We start from the raw sequence: 16,575 nt of genomic DNA, 5'->3' as shown, positions 1-16,575 counted from the left end.
GAGCCAGCGGGGCAACTAGCCGATCGACAAGCGATACTGCGTCAGTCCCGCACGCTCGATGCGCGCCTCGACCGCAAATCCATGGCGCTCATAGAACGGAATATTGCGCGGCTCCGCCGTTTCCAGGGAAATCGGCCCGCATGGTTCAATCTCGCGAAGATGCGCCAACGTCGCTTTCAGGAGCGTGGCCCCGATCCCCTCGCCTTGCAGCATCGGCGATACTCCGATGAACTCGATCCTGCTCGAATTCGCATCACGGGAGTGCAAGTCAGGACTCTCGCGAAGCGAATCGATTCTCCCCAACGCCAGTTCACCACAGCCGCTCGCGATCTGGCGCCCCAGCTCGGCGAGCTTGCCGGCAGATTCGGTGCAGGATGACGGGGCGAAGTAACTCGCGGCAACGAGGTCACGGTTACGCCACACGCCCAAGGCAGGCATGAGGACATCGTGGTGATAGCTCAAATAGCTTCTTGGATAATTTGTCCGGCGCTCGTCGAATCCCCAGTGTTCGGCGAACAGGCACCAGGCAAGCGTAGGATCTTCCTTGAACGCCGCATCCAGCAAGACCAACGCCGATTCAAAAAACTGATGCGTGAGTGGCGCTATCGATAGTTTTGTACCGTGCATGTTGTGTTCAGGCAGCAAACGTTCATCGAATGAAAATGCGCAACTGACTACGCATGTGGACGCGACGCCTTATCGGGTCATACGCAGGTATTGCAGCGGAATTTGGGGGATGGCCTCAGGTGCTGCCGCGGGTTGCGTGCTCATGTGACCGGGAAAAGTTACTTTGGCCACCCGAGTTTAGCAGTGTCCTTGACGGTCACGACCGACGGCTACCCCTGCCACGCAGGGACATTCGACACTACCGCAGAGATCGCTGACAATTGTCGTGCAGCACGCCGCATCCCTGCGGCGACCACGCCCACCCTACGAGCAACCGATACGTTTGAGCTGCATGACTTGCTCTGCGTAACCATGAATGACGGCCTCCCTTCTCGACAGGAAAGAACGCACGTGATAAAGGCAATATTCTTCGACTACGATGGCGTGTTGACGACGGACAAGACAGGCTCGCTGACAACCAACAAGCATCTGAGCAAAATGACGGCGGTCGAATTCGAGACGCTACGACGGGCATTCGCACCATACAACCAGGCGCTACTTGTCGGGAAGACCACGCACGGCGAGATTTGGGACGCTATCTGCGAGGAAATGCATTGCACGATTGACTTCGCCCTGCTCGAACAGGCGTTTCTCAGCACGCCGGCAAACGATTCCATGTTCGCGCTGGCGCACCGGCTGAGACACGATTACAGGCTCGGAATTATCACCGACAATAAAAAAGATCGAATCGATTGCTTGAGGAAGTCGCAAGACCTCGATTCCTTGTTCAACCCGATAGTCGTGTCAGCCGAATTCGGATCAGGAAAAGACGGCCCAGCTGTGTTTGAACACGCCTTGCGATGCCTCGAAGTAAAACCGGAAGAAAGTGTCTTCATCGACAACAATCCCGAAAACCTGGTTGCGCCTCGTGCACTCGGAATGGGTGTCATTTACCATGACGACGAGAGGAACGATGTCGATAAGCTGGCTGCGATACTCCGTGACGAATTCCTAGTCCAACTCGGCCGGTAACGCGGGCAATTGGCATCTTGCCTGATATCTCAAGCAGGCCGCGCATCTTGCGTGTTTTACTCACGCCGAAAACTGCTTCGGGACGATGTATTTTTCCGCACGGCAGCAGATTCACCCGTCAATGCAACGCGCGTCAAGCTGCGTAGCGTCAACGGGGCAGTGAAACAGAGACGAAGGATCTCCCATACAAACCGTCGGAAGGCGTCAATATGGGAGCGTGGGCATGGTCGTGCATGTCTGGCATCGCCTCGGGTGTGTCTGCGGATAGCGCGACGCCCCGAACCGACCTGAAAGCCAGACTAACCCGCCTAGCCCCCCCAAATTCACGGTTCGGCCGAGGCGACGGGGTCGAGTACCCGTCTACCGGCTTCTCTGAGGGATGTCGATCATTGATCGCTCATGTCGAGTCCGCAGTCGACAGCGGACGATCGCGTCTGGCAACAGTCGGCGACTGTCGGCTAATCGGCAATCAACGCCAATCGATAGCGAATGATTTTCGAACCGCCGGTCCGCCAGCGCCGTTCCTGGACGCCCGAATATTGACAACACATAGTCATGTCTTCCGATTTCGGATTCAACTGAACCGAAGAGCAATCGACTTGCGAATCGAGCACGCCGCCATGTCAAACGCCACGCACAGAATCTTTGTATTTGGAACGCTGAAAGAGGGCTTCCCCAACTTCGCAGTCAACAAAGGCACTCGCCTCGGCGGCAACTTCGAGACGGAAGATCTCTATCCGCTGTATCTCGTGGGCGAACGTCACTCGCCATGGCTAGTCCTGCACGCCGGCCGGGGCGAGCATGTCAAGGGGCAGGTGTTCGAGGTCGACGTGGAAACATTGGCAGCAATGGATCTACTGGAACGCATCGGCCAGCCGGATGGTTACAGGCGCGTATCAATCGACGTGAGACCGGCCGATATCACGAACCCGAAATCGATATCCGTGTTTGCATATGTGAAGCTCGCAAGCCAATTGAATGCCGACGAGATTCGACTTGGCCCGCTCCGGGAGTACGAGCTTGGCCATGCGAGTCTGTATCGGTGCCGCCCAAACACCTGACCGGATCCGCCACGTCGAGACGTTCGACAGCACCGGATAAATCATCGACAATCGTCGGATGAGCCCTGTCCGACAGCACAGGCAATCCATCTTCCCGGAAAACGAGCCGCTCTTACCTCATTCAAAAAATGCTGGAAATCCGCCACCCGACGCTAGACGATGCGGTACCCCTGTTGCAGTTCGAGGTCGACAACAGGGCATGGTTTGAACGCTGGGTTCAAGCTCGGGATGACAGTTACTACAGCATCGAGTCGGTGCGAAATGCAATCGCGGCAGCAACGAGTGACGCCCGAAACGACAGAGCCTATCAGCATCTCCTGAAGCAAGACGGAGTGATTGTTGGCAGGGTGAACCTCACCGGCGTAGTACGACCTTATTTCAGCAAAGCTTCTCTTGGCTATCGTATCGGTGAGCGCTACGCCGGACTCGGATATGCATCTCAGGCCGTCAGACTGGTATTGCGAACGGCCCTGGTCGACCTGGATTTATGGCGAATCGAAGCACAAGTCCGCGTTGATAATCAGGCCTCTTCTCGCGTGCTGGAGCGCAACGGATTCGCTACGTACGGAATTTCGCGACGCAGCATGCGGCTTCACGGAACCTGGCATGACCAGATTCACTATGAGCGCCACCTTGACGGCGCGACAATTTGAAACCACCGGTCATGCCGATTGAACGAGAGCGCACACCCGAAGCGATTGTCACGCTCCGGTATAGGGTGGTGAGCGGCCGGAAGCAGTCGCTCGCCTCCAACGTCGAAGCGTCAACAATCGCTCCGACGAAGGACGCACCGTACCGAAAGTCACGCCCCTATCCGGCAAGGCTTTACAGCTAGCCGACCAGTCCGACGGTGGATGCCGTCGACTGTTCTAGGCCCCGTGCGACAATGCTTCGCCGGTTGTGCCCGCCGCCCGCAAAACCGTTGCCCCGGTGCGTCTCGGTTGCGGCAAAGTCCCGCGCACTGGGCCGGGCGGCAAATCGGGCACATATAGCCCCGAGACAGGTATAACGAAGTGGCCTGAACGTTCAGCCCAATCCATAACATCATGAAATCGCCAAAATCACGAAATGGGAAACCCGTTGGCAAGCGCTTCTTGCTGTGCTGCTGGTGTGTGGTCGCACTCGCGTCTCTTGGTTTCCTCAGCCGTTTGCCAATCCTGGATAACATGATAATGGGTGGAGCCGTCTGGCTGTCATCGGGTTACATCAGTCGTCCGCTCACACTGGACGCCATGCTGGCCGATATGGGTCGACGAAAAAACCAGCCGGATAGCCGCTACGATCGATTGTGGTATCTCGGAACCAAGAATGGTCAGCACTATTTCAAGCACATACGCGGTTACTTCATGGGCGACACGTATTACCGTGTTTCCGCAAACAAATTACACATATCTACTGAGTGGCCTTATTCAACCGATAGCGACAATTGGGGAATAGTCGATCACATTGATTTCCGCTGGCGCACGGCGGATAAAGAGAACGATTTATGGCATCCAAACCCGTGTATACCTGCAAATTCTCACTGGCGTTGCATTGAAATAACCGGATAGACAGCCAGAGATGCGAAACACCACGGAGCCAGGCGCCGCAAGAGGTTTCCGGAGCCTGAATGCGCCGAACCCTCCATAACGGATATGGCTCTGCCAGCTTGAGCGATTCATCAACCAGCACACAACAAGTTTCAGAAATATACTGGCTTTCCCGTATTTTTTAATATATTTAATTAATGCGACAAAGAATAATTATTGAATATTATTGGAAACGTGAACCGACATCACGGAACGATTGGCCTGGAAATAAGTAACGGCGGGAATTGCTTGTATGTGTGCCGGCGGTGTGGAATCCCTGTCATCGGCGGGTGCACGAAGCCTCGCTCCGGAAGAGATTCCTCGGAATGAAAGGCGTCGGGATATTCCGCTCGCAATCTTTCTGCAACCTGATCGATTCGATCGATACCGAACTTTGCCGCATCAATCAGCACGTAACGTGCATAGTCCGGCAGCCGAATGGCGATTGATAATTGTTTCATCATATTTCATACAACCCATCGAATCGGAAATAACACCGTGATTGCCGAATACCAAGTTCGGCAAATTATGGAATCCATGTTGCGTGATCCCATTTCAGTCGACAAGCGCCGTACGGGTGATTTTGCAATGCTTGACAACGCTTACCGCCCGTAAGATCGTCCGGCCGAATTGTCAGCCAACTGAGTAGGTTCACAAGGACCGTGAAAGCGGCCGATTGCTTCATGCCGCAGACGGATTCCGGGCGACATCGACGAAGTGTCGCGATGTCGAAAAACGTATGCCGAAGTGTTTGCGATGGAGGCAGGCACGCAGCAGATACCGCTACAAGGCGAAACGCCAACGGATCGGTCGACGATCGCGCGACTAGCGTGAGTGTGTGCTTCGAGGCACGAAATCCGCGCATGCGCCGCTCACGTCCACCGGCGGGCTGATGGTTTTCTGTGCTAGGTTGTTGACCTTGGCACTGGCCCTGACGAACACATACTTTGCGTCGCCCCGCTCCGTTACTTCGGGTCTGGCCGCGGCACAACTGCGCAGCCGGCGGTGACGACCTTGCACGGAGCCGGGCAGGAGCACTGTAAGCGCTCGATCATTACCGTAGCGAAGGCCTTTGACAATGAGTGATACGCGATGCCCCCGGATGAGTTCGACGTGAGCAACCGGCGGCAGCGAAGAGGTAGTCAAGTTTGTCGGCGCGCGAGCACTCAAACGAAATGTGGCCCGCTGCCCATGTTCGGGCCGGAAGCGGTCCCGCAAAAGTGCCGTTCGATTGGCCTGCCGTAGTTGATATGTGATGATCGGCCCACCTTGGCCCCTCTGCATAATCCCCTTCGAAGCCCTATTAACCAGCATGACGCCATTTTTAGCACGTCTGAAACCGATTGCGCACAGACTATTCACGAATATCGTTAGTGCACTCGTCTTGCCTGCGATGGTTGCTTGCAACCCTGCTGACGTGCAGCTACCGACGCCCCTTTCAAATGCAGAGTCAGGCTCGAACGCGCATGAAATACTCGCCGAGGCACACAACGCGCTGGACGAAGCCGGTGACAATCAGGTGTTCAGAGTCACGGTAATTCCAGCCCTGTATTCAGTGTCTGGTGAGCGGGCATGTTACCCGAGCTGCAAATTGCATCACGTCGATGGACAGAACATACTCGAGTACGGCATTAGTCCCGGAAAGTCGTACTGGAGCGATGACCAACCGACTCTCACCGTGCACCCGGATATACCGCCCCAACCTGGCGAGGACATTCTGCATGTCACGTGGTCGGTGTCGCAGCGAATTGAAGGTACGTCGCAGGTGCACAGCGTGACGGCACCGATTTCCTTGCCTGAAAAATTGGGCATTACGCGCACGATCTTGTCCTTGACGTTTCTCCCCGGCAATCGTCTGCGCGTTCGATGGCTTGGCCATGAACGCGAGGGGGATGCGGTGCACGATCTCGCCCCCTCTCAGGAGACGCAGGGCGCATGGGCACCCATGCCTGTTACTGTCAAAGTGCTCAATGCCGGCGAGGGCGAGATCCGCAATCTTTCCATGCATGGCGTCAGGCCAACATCGCAGCCCAGTGTGGACGCGTACGTTCTCACGGGAATTTCGGTTGCGAATTGGTGGGGGAACGGATCTTTCGTGGCGCCGCGTGAGGACGGCATGTTCCCTGAAATGGGAAGAATCAAGGCGGGAACAAAGCAGGTTCCAAATGTCGTCCGTGAAGTTGAATACGAGGGTGGACGCGGTGGTTTTGTCAACATTGCCGTGGTGCCGTCCGATGGTCGGTCCGGCGGAAAAATGAACTTGGCCTGGTTTGAACCAATCACGGATGGCGCAGCAACGAATATGTACGAGTGCTATCGGGCCAAAGTAGCGATGCCGGCCTACGAGGTAGGGCCGGATAGGGAGCTCTCCGACAGAGGCACGAACGAGGACCGCAGCAACATGCTTTGGGTTGCATTTTTGCCTGATCATCGCAGCTATGTTCGGATCACGCGCTCGAACCTCGATGCGCACGCTCTAGATAAAGATCGAGCCGGTGTTGCCGTCGCAACGGCCGTGCCGGAGTGTCGCATGCGGGCCACTGACGAACGAAGTCTTGCCCGCTCGGTCAGTTGCTGTGATTCGGGGCTGGACGCGCAGTGGTAGCGATCGAGTTGGGAACCTGTGTTTTGAAAAATCGCGGGTGCCTTACCGGGAACTGCGCAGAGGTCCCCTGATGGCACATACCTGCTCCAGCCTGGTCCAGTACGGGTGCTTTCCAATTTCTGTCTCTAGTCGAGGGGCGGAAGCACCCGGGCAGTACCGTAGTGCTGGTTGTTGAAGACCGAGATTCGCGGCGCTATCGAATGGGCTCGACGCGAGCGGTTGGCGACAGCGACGACGCCACGTTACACGGAAGCAGTTCGCCGACGCGGTTGGCCGGACGATCGGCGATGCGCTCGAGCACGCAGGCGAGATACGCGTCGGGATCGGGGCCGTTCAGGCTTGCCGTGCCGATCAGGCTGTACATCGTGGCGGCACGTTCGCCGCCGGAGTCGGCGCCAGCGAACAGATAGTTCCGCTTTCCGGGAGCGACGCCTCGCAGTGCTCGCTCGGCGATCCTGTTGTCGATCTCGGCACACCCATCGCTGCAGCAGTAGACGAACGCTGGCCAGCGATTCAGTGCATACCGAATCGCCTTGGCCGTGTCGGATCCTTCGCGGCCAACGAATTGAAGCCGCATCGAATATCGGTGACGCCCGCCGCGATCCAGATCCTGGTGTTTTGAGGCGGACCGATCATCGAAAAATGCGATCGAGAACGGAACGCAGCACGGCGGATTCCGGGCCGCCTTCGATGCGAATCGACGTCTTGCGATGCTGAAGCGCGGCCAGGCCGACGGCCGCCACTTGAAACGGATGGCCGCGATCGCGCGATTTCGCCTTCTTCGTCCCGAAATCCTGCGATACCCCTCGGCAACATGACGGTGCCGACTGTTTCCTATTGATCCTCGAGTCCGACCTCAACGTTGTCGCTTGCGCGCACGAGTGCATACATGGCAGCGGATACGTTCAGGTCTGCATCGGGCCATCCTTTGTACGACCGGTGAGTTCGGTCCAAAGCGGCCTCTCTGTCCTCCTGGCCATACGTTTCGGCGTCGGCGAGCTTATAGACATGCGCGCGCGACGCGACAAGGCAGTGAGTAACGCTGACGATTCCATTTTCAGCCAACTTGCGCATTACTTGCCGCACTTGAATGGATGTCAGGTCCAACGATCGGCGAAGTTCCGTAACGGTCCACTCACCTCCGTCCGACATGAGATTGGTAATGCGCGCTCCCATCGGAAGCTTTTCGTCAATCTTGAGCATCACAATACTTCGCTTTCGTTTTTTGCGACTCACCTGAAAACCTGCTCGCCCACGCTCCTCGATCATGCTTTCACTGGAGCAAGCGAAAGGAATCGAACCCTTGTCACAAGCGTGGGAGGCTTTTTATTTACTATCGATCCTAACCGGCGAAGCAGCCGGGAATTCTTGCATGATCTTGCCTGAGCGTGAATGTCGTACCCCCCGACCACGCACGGAAACGATCAGGAAATGACAATCCTTGAACTTTCCGGTCCTTGTATTCGCCACGCTGGCCGCCTCCGGGAGACGGATTCGACAAGGCAGCGAATCTCGCGTCGATATTGTCGGAATCCAGCCCGGCTCGACGGGCCCTGGCGGAAAGTTGATCGCGATACGCGCCGTGCTCCCGGACATCCGGAGGCAACTTGCCCGGTTTCGCGTTCATGGCTCTGTTCCCTCAAGAGCCGGAGCCGCGACTAACCCCGATGCGGTTCAATTCCCTTCGTCATCCCGATTGTTCGGCGTTGATACCGATGCCTCTGGCGAGCTTGAAGAACGCAACGACCTGAACGAGTTGCTGCGCCTGAACCTTCAGGCTCTCGGCTGCAGCGGCGCTCTCCTCCACCAGGGCCGCGTTACGTTGAGTCGTCTGGTCCAGTTTTCCCAAGGCTCCATCGACTTGATGGACACCGTTGCTCTGCTCTTGAGTGGCCGTGCTGATCTCCTCGACGATGTCACTCACCCGCTTGATGGACGTGACGATGTCGCGCATGGTCTTGCCGGCCTGGTCCACCAGGGTCGTCCCCTGGCCGACTTGCCCGACGTTGTGAGTGATCAGGCTCTTGATTTCCTTGGCCGCCACTGCGCTGCGCTGCGCCAGGCTGCGCACCTCGCCTGCGACCACGGCGAAGCCGCGACCTTGCTCACCGGCTCGAGCGGCCTCCACGGCGGCGTTCAAGGCGAGGATGTTGGTTTGAAAGGCGATGCCGTCGATGACGCCGATGATGTCGCCGATCTTGCGGCTGGAGTCGCTGATAGCCTGCATGGTGCCGACCACTTGGCCCACCACCGCGCCGCCCTGTGTCGCAACGTCGGCCGCCACTTGAGCGAGTTGGCTGGCCTGCCTGGCGTTGTCGGTGTTGTTGCGCACCGTGCTGTTGAGCTGTTCCGTCGTGGCCGCGATCTCTTCCACCGCGCTGGCCTGCTCTTCGGTACGGTGACTCAAATCGGTATTCCCCATCGCGAGCTGCGCACTGGCGGACGCGACGCTTTCCGAACTGATCCGAGCCTTGACCACCACGTCGGATAGATTGGCCTGCATTCTCGCGATGCTGGACATCACACTGCTGACGTCATCATGGCCGGCATCAATGGCCTGGCTCAGATCACCCTGCGCGATCCTCTTGGCGACGGCGCCGAGGTCCCTGGGCTCCGCGCCCAATTCCTTGTAGAGGCTGCGCGAAAAGGTGACGGCTACGGCGACACCTCCGATCAGCGACAACGCCAGAGCGCCGACGGTCATCCAGATCGCAAGCCCGTAGTCGCGATTGTTGGATTCCTGGATCTGCAGGATCTGGCGGCTCTGGTATTCCACGATACTGGTGATCGAATCCTGCAGGAGCTGCATCGACGGTAGCGTGCGCGACACCAGCCAGGCACTGGCTTCCTCCCGACTCCCCCGCTGCGCCAGCTCAACGTAGTGCGAGAAAACAGGCTTCGTTCGGTGGTCCTCGACGTCGAAGAAGACGTCGACCAGCTTGCTGCCCTCGGCGTCGCCCCGGTACAGCTTGCGGAGCTCTTCCCTCCCTTTCAGGAATCGTTGCTCCGCAGCGAGGCCGGTGCTCATCGCGGACTTCGCGGCTTCCGCATCCGTCACGACCACGGTCGTCAGAATCGACGCCAGGCCGATCCGGATTTGCGTGGACAGGTCTTTGGCAAGGGCCAGTCGGGTGTTGCCGTCGACCACCACCCGGCTCAGGTTGTCGTTGGATATTCGCAGTTGCAGCAGCGCCACAATTCCAGCGATCAGAGACAACAGCAGAACGAGACCGAACCCGGAAAGCAGTTTCCCGCGTGTCGTGGCGTTTTTCAGCATGGCTTGACCTCTTGTACCTTTCCGCTCTTTCAACCTTGCCTTGTTTCAGGACGGATACGATGGAACCAGATTGGATCGACATCATGCTAGTACCTCCAGGCGCGCCAGCTTCCCGAAAAACGCGGGAAATCGATCGTCTTTCGGGGATTGCGAGGAACGCGCTACTCGTAGTAGGAACGAAGTGCGCGTTGTCGGATACGCCGCGCCGGCAACCCTGACCTGCCCCGAACCCGAGAAACAGTCCGGTTCAAGGGTCGAGAAACCCGGAATGATGCGTCCGACTGGACGCGAAGGCCATACCTCGAAGCGGCATCTGCTGCGCGCCTGCCGCTATCGAAAACGCCGTGGCGCACGTTTCTCGACATGGTGTGAATTCACCGAAATCATCCAGATTCCATCTGCATCACGAATCAATAGGCACCATCAGGCTCCACGTGAACCTGCTCCGCTGACGCGGCAATACTTTTACGGAGTGTTCGACTCGTACTATCATTTGTTAACATTAAGCGAGAAAATTTTTCGGTAGCATCTGCGTCGCGCAGTGAGCATCCGTTTGATTTCATACGACTGACGAAGCTGACAGATTCATTTTTGTTACATTAAATCAACAGTAGTCCGAATCAAAACAGCAAAACAAAAGGAATTACTCGACAATCAGCCTCTGATGAGGGTATGCAGCCGCAAGCGGAGTGCGATGCTCGACAGGCTGGCATGCTCAAGATTAGTGGCTGCCGGGGCCTCAATTACGTGCAATGCCGATAATTCTCGCGTGATGAATTTTAAAAAACCGGAGATACGCCCCGTGGTTTAACAACCGCCGCCTCATATTGCCTGGAGTTTTCGGTTAATTCATTCATCGGGAGATGCTTTCATGTCGCTCAATAAAACCCTGCTCGCCACCAGCCTGCTCGTCGCTGCCGGCCTGGCGGCCCTTCCCGCCACCGCCGCCAGTCCTGCCACGGCGACCTTCCAGGTGTTGATTACCATTCAGACGGCGTGCTCCGTGACGGCCGGCGCTGCCTCCAACATCAACCTCGGCACCGTGAGCGCCACTGCGGTCAACACCACCGGCAGCAACACCATCAGCGTGACCTGCTCGAAGACCACGCCGTACTACATCGGCCTTGCGCCGTCGGCCGCCAACGGCGGCACCACCACCGGCAGCGGCGCCATGAGCACGGCCGACGCACTGGCCGGCAACACCGACAAGGTGCCGTACCAGTTGAGCTCCACCCCGGGTCCGTCGGGTACGCCCTGGGGCAATACCGCAACCTCGACCTCGGTGGGCAATGGCGTGGCCGGCACAGGTACGGGAAACGCGCAATCGCTGACGGTATACGCTACCGCCCCCAGTGCCAACTTCACGCCTGACAGCTATGCCGATACGGTTACCGTCAACGTGAACTTCTAACCGATGCCATGAAGCACACACGGTGGCTGCATGCGCTATGCAGCGGCCTGCTCGTCAGTCTGCTGGCGGCAGGCGGAAGCGCTGATGCAAGCGGTTTGCAGGTGGCCCCCACCACCCTCAGCCTGAAGGCCACGCAAAACGCCGACGGATTGTGGCTCAGCAATACCGGCGACAGCGTGGTGCATGCACAGGTTCGCGTATACCACTGGACACAGGATAGCCAGGGCGATCGACTCGCGGAGTCTCACGGCCTCGTGATCAGCCCGCCGATGCTGCAGCTGGCGGTCGGCGATCGCCAACTGGTGCGGGTCATCCGGGTGGATGCGCCGCCGAATGGTGTCGGCGCGGTGGAAGATGCCTACCGGCTGTCGATCGACGAGTTGCCGATCGATGCGCAAGGCAAGCCGGGGTTGCAGTTTGTGCTGCACTACTCGGTACCTGTGTTCATTCAGCCGGGCGGCGTAGCGGCCGCTCCGCCACAACTGCAGTGGAGCCTGTTGCGGGACGGCAATCACGTGATGCTGCAGGTGAGCAATCACGGCGGCAGTCATACCCAACTGGCAGGCCTGGCTTATGTGGACGCCACGGGACACCGTACCGACATCACCGCGGGACTACTGGGCTACGTGCTACCGGGCGCGACCATGCGCTGGATGCTGAAGCCATCCACCGCGGTCTTTGCATCTGGCGGCACTCTTGAGGCAATGGTGAATGGCGAGAAGGTCACGCAGAACCTGTCGCTGGCCGACCGTTCTCACTGAGATCATCCTGTTGCAGAGCCTGCTCGTGTCCGGTAGCCATGCCGCCGGCACGGCTACGTCCACGGGTTCCCCGACCGATACCGCACCGCTCGTCGACAGCAGTGACAGTGCGAGCCGCCTCGGTGGCACCGACTTGTACCTCGAGGTCACCGTCAACGATGCTCAGGGCGGTCTGGCGCATTTCATCTACCTCGACGGCGAGCTATGGGCCAGCACCGCGACCTTGCGTGGACTCGGCTTCATCTTGCCGGCCAGCGTACCCGATCCGGTACGCCTGAATAGCCTGAACGGGGTGCAGGCGAACTACGATACCCGTCGCCAGACGGTGGCCGTCATCGCCCCCCTGAGCATGCTCAAGCTGGGCACGACGGTGCTCAATGCCCCCGACAACAGTCGTCCCCATGCAACCGCCTCGCCCGGCATCCTGCTGAACTACAACCTGTTCGGGACTCAGGGCCCGCAGGCCGGCAGCCTGAGTGCATTCACGGAATTGCGTGCGTTCGACAGCAGTGGCGTATTGAGCTCCACCGCGCTCTCGCAGGCCACCCACGGCAACGGCAGCGGCTGGCAGAACCACTCGGTCCGCCTGGATACCAGCTGGAGCACTTCGTTTCCAGACAGCCTGACGACCTTGCGGATCGGCGACACATTGACTGACGCGTTGTCGTGGTCTCGCCCGACTCGTATCGCCGGCGTGCAGCTGGGCACCAATTTCACGTTACAGCCCTATCTGGTCACCGCGCCACTACCGTCCTTTCTCGGTTCGGCCACGCTGCCCTCGAATGTGCAGTTGTTCATCAACGGCTTGCAGCAATACAGCGGCCAGGTGCCGGCCGGTCCGTTCCAGCTCAATACGATCCCCAACATAAACGGCGCCGGCAACGCGCAAGTCGTGCTGACCGATGCACTGGGCCGGTCCACCACCCTTGATTTCTCGCTGTACGATGAACGGCAACTGCTGAAGCAGGGCCTCTCGGACTGGTCGGCGGAATTCGGTGTCGTGCGCGAGAACTACGGGCTGACCTCGTTCAGCTACGGCCATGACCCCGTCGGCAGCGGTACGTGGCGCTACGGCGTCAATGACCACCTCACCGTCGAAGCTCATGCCGAAGCGACCAGCCGCGTGATCAACGGCGGCGGCGGCGGCGCCTTGCTGCTGGGTAGCGCCGGTGGCGTCGTGTCCGCGTCATTGGCGCAGAGCGCATTCGCCGGTCATAGCGGATCGCAGTACGGGCTGGGCTACAGCTGGCGCAACGACCGCTTCAATTTCAGTGCCAGCGGCGTTCATACCCGTGGCGACTACAGTGATGCGGCCACGCTCTACGGGCCGCCTCCGCCCAACCTCAGCGGGCAGGCGACCGCCGGTTACAGCACGACGCATCTCGGCAGCTTCGGCGCGAGCTACGTCCAATTGCGCTACCCGCAGCAGGAAGCCACCCGTTTTGCCAGCGTGTACTGGTTCAAATCCCTCGGGCGTTCCTTGTCGCTGAATCTCAGTTTCAACCAGAACATAGGGAATGCGGCCAGTCGAAGCATGTTTCTGGTGGCCACCATCGCGCTGGAACACAACATGACCGTAAGCGGCAGCGTACAGCGCAACGGCAACAGTACCGGCTTCGTCGTCAACGCAAGCCAGTCGCCACCCAGTGAGGGCGGCTTCAGCTGGCGCGCCGCGGCGCGTCAAGGCAACGATCAAAATGGCGCGCAAGGCGAGATCGACTATCTGGGGCGTTACGGCCAGTTGCAGGCAGGCGTCAGTTCCGTCGGCCAGACCCGCTACGGGTATGCGGGCGCCACCGGCGCGCTGGTGCTGATGAGCGGCGACGTCTTTGCCGCACGGCAGATCAGTACGGGTTTCGCCGTGGTATCCACCGATGGCATCGCCGATGTGCCCGTGAAGCTCGAGAACAATCCGATCGGCACGACGGACAGCCGGGGCATGCTGCTGGTGTCGCCGCTGAATGCCTATCAGAACAATCTGCTCAGCATCGATCCGATGGATCTTCCGGCGAACGTGAGAATCGATCGCGTCAAGGCGCTCGCCACCCCCACCGACCGCGCCGGAGCGCTGGTGCGCTTTGGCATCGCACCGATACGCGCTGCCTCGATCATCCTGCATGACGACAGCGGCCAGCCCCTGCCGCTCGGCAGCCGCGTGACGATCAAGGACCGCGCCGACAGTGGATCCATGACCGGTTTCGACGGCGTGGTCTACCTGGACACACTGGACGAACACAATACGCTCGTCGTCCACACGCCCACCGGAACATGTGAGGCGAGTTTCGACTATCACAACGAGAGCAGGACCATTCCCGAGATCGGGCCACTACGCTGTCGCAAGGACGCCTCCCCATGAGCCGGCACTATCAGCGCATGCTGCTCCTTATCCTGACGCTGCTGATCGGCGGCCTTGCCCTGCCGCGCCCGGCCGACGCCCAGACGGTCACTTGCGCCAACCCCACCATCAGCAATGTTCAGTTCGGCACGGTCGACTTCACGTCGGGCACCGTCAACATCAGCGGCTCGATCGGATGGTCCTGCACCAGCACGGGGATCCTGGGTGTCGTCCTGTCGCCGCAGGCAAACATCGTGATGTGCCTGAATCTCAATACCGGCACCGGCGGGACTCAGGCCAACCCGCGCCTGCTCAACAACGGCAGCAGCAACCTGCAATACCAGCTTTATGCCAATGCGACGGATAGTCAGATATGGGGTTCCACCGCGACCTCGGCGACACCGATACCGTTGAGCATTTCCGTCGCCATTCCGGCCGGGTTGATCCTGACGACCACGGTCACGGGCCAGACTCCGTTCTATGCGCAGTTACCCGGAGGACAGACGACCGCCCCGGTCGGCACTTACACGAGCACGCTCTCCGCGACCGTCAGCGGTTCCTACAACATGAACACAAGCACGCCGCCGGGTTCCTGTTCGAGCGGCCCGAACACACTCAACGCCGGGAGTGCGTCATTTGTCGCGTCCGCGACGGTACAGAAGGCCTGCGTCGTTACGGCGAACAACGTCAACCTTGGCACGGTTCCCTCGACCTCGGTCAACACAACCGCCAGCAATACCCTTAACGTGAGCTGCACCAACGGCACGCCCTATTTCGTGGGTCTCGCGCCTTCCAATGGCAACACCGCGGGCGCCGGCGTCATGAAGGGGGCCTTGAGCGGCAACACCGATCAAGTACCGTACCAGCTCAGTTCCACGCCCGGTCCGAGCGGAACGCCGTGGGGCAACACGGCTACGTCGACGACGGCAGGCAACGGCAAATCCGGTAGCGGCAGCGGTCAGGGCCAGTCGCTCACGGTCTATGCGACCGTACCCAACGCAAACTACACCCCCGACACCTACTCCGACACCGTGACCGTCAATGTGAATTACTAGGTATTCCGGTTCGCCGACACGGGGCATCCGCAAATCGCGAACAGATAACGGCAGCGGCCAAGGAAAGCAACGCAAGACGAATGTCGCGCCGACGCTCGAAGGAAAGCGTCAATCCAACGCCGTCTCGACGATTGGAACTTGACCTCCGAGAACCGCTGATTCGCGAGCACGAGATCGGCCACGGCGGGATCGAATCTGCCGCCACACCAAGCGTCCGATCGGCGATCGCTCAGAAGAAGTCGGCATATCCTCGCACTCCATCGACGTCTTCCTGTGGACACGCATTCCGCCTACCCAAGCACGGCGATCGACGTCTGCCTGGAACGAGCACCAGCGCCTTCTCGACCTTTATCCCAGGCTGCCAGCGTCACCGTAGTCGTAGAACTTCATCCGTCCCATCGCCCTCGCCAGCGTGATGCGTGTTTCATCGATCATCGATTGATCGATATGGAATCCGAAATCACCCGGCTTACCCAAGCTGTCTTCGCTGAAGACGAACTCGTGCATCAGGCTATAGATCACCGTCGAGCTTTGGCCCCTCGCCGTCGGCGCCTGAGAACAGATAAATTTGCCTGCCGGGAACCACCGGCCTGATCGCACGCTCAGCCTTATTGTTGGGGCAATTGATGGGCCATCCATCTTTCACAGGTCGTGGAACTTGCGCCGCGCATACACCCGGCCTCGATGTTCGTGCCGTCGCGATACAGCCTGTCATACCCGCCGAAAACATCCGCCTGCAGGATTCCCATGTAGCTCGCCAGATGTCCCCCGGATCGCTCGCCGTTACATCCGTCACTTGCAAAAAACGCAAGTTTAACTTATCGCACAGATCATTCACGCAACTCACCGAGTCCTCCAGGATAC

At 59.0% G+C, this 16,575-nt stretch carries 15 protein-coding genes and 1 pseudogene; 9 read left to right on the top strand and 7 right to left on the bottom strand.

Features of this window, described 5'->3' with window-relative positions:
* Positions 1–15: 15 nt before the first annotated feature.
* Positions 16–645, bottom strand: coding sequence for a GNAT family N-acetyltransferase (locus GQ56_RS40255; protein WP_152601875.1), 630 nt, complete (start codon positions 643–645; stop codon positions 16–18).
* A 171-nt stretch (positions 646–816) separates the two neighbouring features.
* On the opposite strand from GQ56_RS40255, the gene GQ56_RS0127465 reads away from it, so the two are divergent.
* From GQ56_RS0127465 to GQ56_RS44800, 4 genes are all read left to right on the top strand, one after another.
* Positions 817–1,638, top strand: a complete 822-nt coding sequence (locus GQ56_RS0127465) for an HAD-IA family hydrolase (protein ID WP_235212775.1) — start codon at positions 817–819, stop codon at positions 1,636–1,638.
* Between the two features lie 620 nt (positions 1,639–2,258).
* Positions 2,259–2,699 (top strand): gamma-glutamylcyclotransferase family protein, encoded by a 441-nt coding sequence (locus GQ56_RS0127460; protein WP_031401703.1) that lies wholly within the window; start codon positions 2,259–2,261, stop codon positions 2,697–2,699.
* Positions 2,700–2,827: 128 nt separating this feature from the next.
* The gene (locus GQ56_RS0127455) at positions 2,828–3,352 is read left to right on the top strand and encodes a GNAT family N-acetyltransferase (protein WP_031401702.1); all 525 of its coding nucleotides are present in this window, start codon (positions 2,828–2,830) and stop codon (positions 3,350–3,352) included.
* A 393-nt stretch (positions 3,353–3,745) separates the two neighbouring features.
* Positions 3,746–4,249 (top strand): hypothetical protein, encoded by a 504-nt coding sequence (locus GQ56_RS44800; RefSeq protein WP_152601874.1) that lies wholly within the window; start codon positions 3,746–3,748, stop codon positions 4,247–4,249.
* Between the two features lie 224 nt (positions 4,250–4,473).
* On the opposite strand, the gene GQ56_RS44795 is transcribed toward GQ56_RS44800, so the two are convergent.
* The gene (locus GQ56_RS44795; RefSeq protein ID WP_235212774.1) at positions 4,474–4,728 is read right to left on the bottom strand and encodes a hypothetical protein; all 255 of its coding nucleotides are present in this window, start codon (positions 4,726–4,728) and stop codon (positions 4,474–4,476) included.
* Between the two features lie 851 nt (positions 4,729–5,579).
* Here GQ56_RS44795 and GQ56_RS44790 point away from each other — a divergent pair.
* Positions 5,580–6,872: a hypothetical protein gene (locus GQ56_RS44790; protein WP_161788586.1), complete on the top strand. Its 1,293-nt coding sequence runs from the start codon at positions 5,580–5,582 to the stop codon at positions 6,870–6,872.
* A gap of 193 nt (positions 6,873–7,065) precedes the next feature.
* Here the strand turns inward: GQ56_RS44790 and GQ56_RS0127450 are convergent.
* The 3 genes and pseudogenes from GQ56_RS0127450 to GQ56_RS0127435 all read right to left on the bottom strand — a co-directional run.
* Positions 7,066–7,419 (bottom strand): annotated as a pseudogene (locus tag GQ56_RS0127450) (IS66 family transposase); the annotation flags it as partial.
* A 287-nt stretch (positions 7,420–7,706) separates the two neighbouring features.
* A complete protein-coding gene (locus GQ56_RS0127440) occupies positions 7,707–8,141 on the bottom strand; it encodes a hypothetical protein (protein ID WP_152601872.1) in 435 nt (144 codons plus the stop codon).
* A 418-nt stretch (positions 8,142–8,559) separates the two neighbouring features.
* Positions 8,560–10,149, bottom strand: a complete 1,590-nt coding sequence (locus GQ56_RS0127435; protein WP_052007349.1) for a methyl-accepting chemotaxis protein — start codon at positions 10,147–10,149, stop codon at positions 8,560–8,562.
* Between the two features lie 871 nt (positions 10,150–11,020).
* Between GQ56_RS0127435 and GQ56_RS0127430 the strand changes: the two genes are divergently transcribed.
* Genes GQ56_RS0127430 through GQ56_RS0127415 form a run of 4 tightly spaced genes read left to right on the top strand, consistent with a single transcriptional unit; the run spans position 11,021 to position 15,711 of the window.
* Positions 11,021–11,560, top strand: a complete 540-nt coding sequence (locus tag GQ56_RS0127430) for a spore coat protein U domain-containing protein (protein WP_031401698.1) — start codon at positions 11,021–11,023, stop codon at positions 11,558–11,560.
* An 8-nt stretch (positions 11,561–11,568) separates the two neighbouring features.
* On the top strand, positions 11,569–12,321 hold the full coding sequence (locus GQ56_RS0127425; RefSeq protein ID WP_031401697.1) for a fimbrial biogenesis chaperone: 753 nt from the start codon (positions 11,569–11,571) through the stop codon (positions 12,319–12,321).
* Between the two features lie 10 nt (positions 12,322–12,331).
* A complete protein-coding gene (locus GQ56_RS0127420) occupies positions 12,332–14,677 on the top strand; it encodes a fimbria/pilus outer membrane usher protein (protein WP_200878009.1) in 2,346 nt (781 codons plus the stop codon).
* A complete protein-coding gene (locus GQ56_RS0127415; protein ID WP_052007348.1) occupies positions 14,674–15,711 on the top strand; it encodes a Csu type fimbrial protein in 1,038 nt (345 codons plus the stop codon). Before GQ56_RS0127420 ends, GQ56_RS0127415 begins: the two co-directional genes overlap by 4 nt.
* A 229-nt stretch (positions 15,712–15,940) precedes the next feature.
* Here the strand turns inward: GQ56_RS0127415 and GQ56_RS46705 are convergent, their stop codons facing one another.
* Both GQ56_RS46705 and GQ56_RS46700 read right to left on the bottom strand, forming a co-directional pair.
* Positions 15,941–16,042 (bottom strand): plasmid pRiA4b ORF-3 family protein, encoded by a 102-nt coding sequence (locus GQ56_RS46705; RefSeq protein WP_235212773.1) that lies wholly within the window; start codon positions 16,040–16,042, stop codon positions 15,941–15,943.
* Between the two features lie 17 nt (positions 16,043–16,059).
* On the bottom strand, positions 16,060–16,233 hold the full coding sequence (locus GQ56_RS46700) for a hypothetical protein (protein ID WP_235212772.1): 174 nt from the start codon (positions 16,231–16,233) through the stop codon (positions 16,060–16,062).
* Between the last annotated feature and the right edge of the window lie 342 nt (positions 16,234–16,575).

The sequence above is a fragment of the Burkholderia paludis genome, assembly GCF_000732615.1.
GTDB lineage: Bacteria > Pseudomonadota > Gammaproteobacteria > Burkholderiales > Burkholderiaceae > Burkholderia > Burkholderia paludis.
The sequence above is the reverse complement of the archived record's forward strand: the minus strand, read 5'-3'. Positions and strand labels throughout refer to the sequence as shown.

Coding starts and splice junctions, on each gene's coding strand:
- GQ56_RS0127460 (WP_031401703.1), top strand. CDS start 2,259: ATGTCAAACGCCACGCACAGAATCTTTGTATTTGGAACGCTGAAAGAG.
- GQ56_RS0127455 (WP_031401702.1), top strand. CDS start 2,828: ATGCTGGAAATCCGCCACCCGACGCTAGACGATGCGGTACCCCTGTTG.
- GQ56_RS44800 (WP_152601874.1), top strand. CDS start 3,746: ATGAAATCGCCAAAATCACGAAATGGGAAACCCGTTGGCAAGCGCTTC.
- GQ56_RS44795 (WP_235212774.1), bottom strand. CDS start 4,728: ATGAAACAATTATCAATCGCCATTCGGCTGCCGGACTATGCACGTTAC.
- GQ56_RS44790 (WP_161788586.1), top strand. CDS start 5,580: ATGACGCCATTTTTAGCACGTCTGAAACCGATTGCGCACAGACTATTC.
- GQ56_RS0127440 (WP_152601872.1), bottom strand. CDS start 8,141: ATGATCGAGGAGCGTGGGCGAGCAGGTTTTCAGGTGAGTCGCAAAAAA.
- GQ56_RS0127435 (WP_052007349.1), bottom strand. CDS start 10,149: ATGCTGAAAAACGCCACGACACGCGGGAAACTGCTTTCCGGGTTCGGT.
- GQ56_RS0127430 (WP_031401698.1), top strand. CDS start 11,021: ATGTCGCTCAATAAAACCCTGCTCGCCACCAGCCTGCTCGTCGCTGCC.
- GQ56_RS0127425 (WP_031401697.1), top strand. CDS start 11,569: ATGAAGCACACACGGTGGCTGCATGCGCTATGCAGCGGCCTGCTCGTC.
- GQ56_RS0127415 (WP_052007348.1), top strand. CDS start 14,674: ATGAGCCGGCACTATCAGCGCATGCTGCTCCTTATCCTGACGCTGCTG.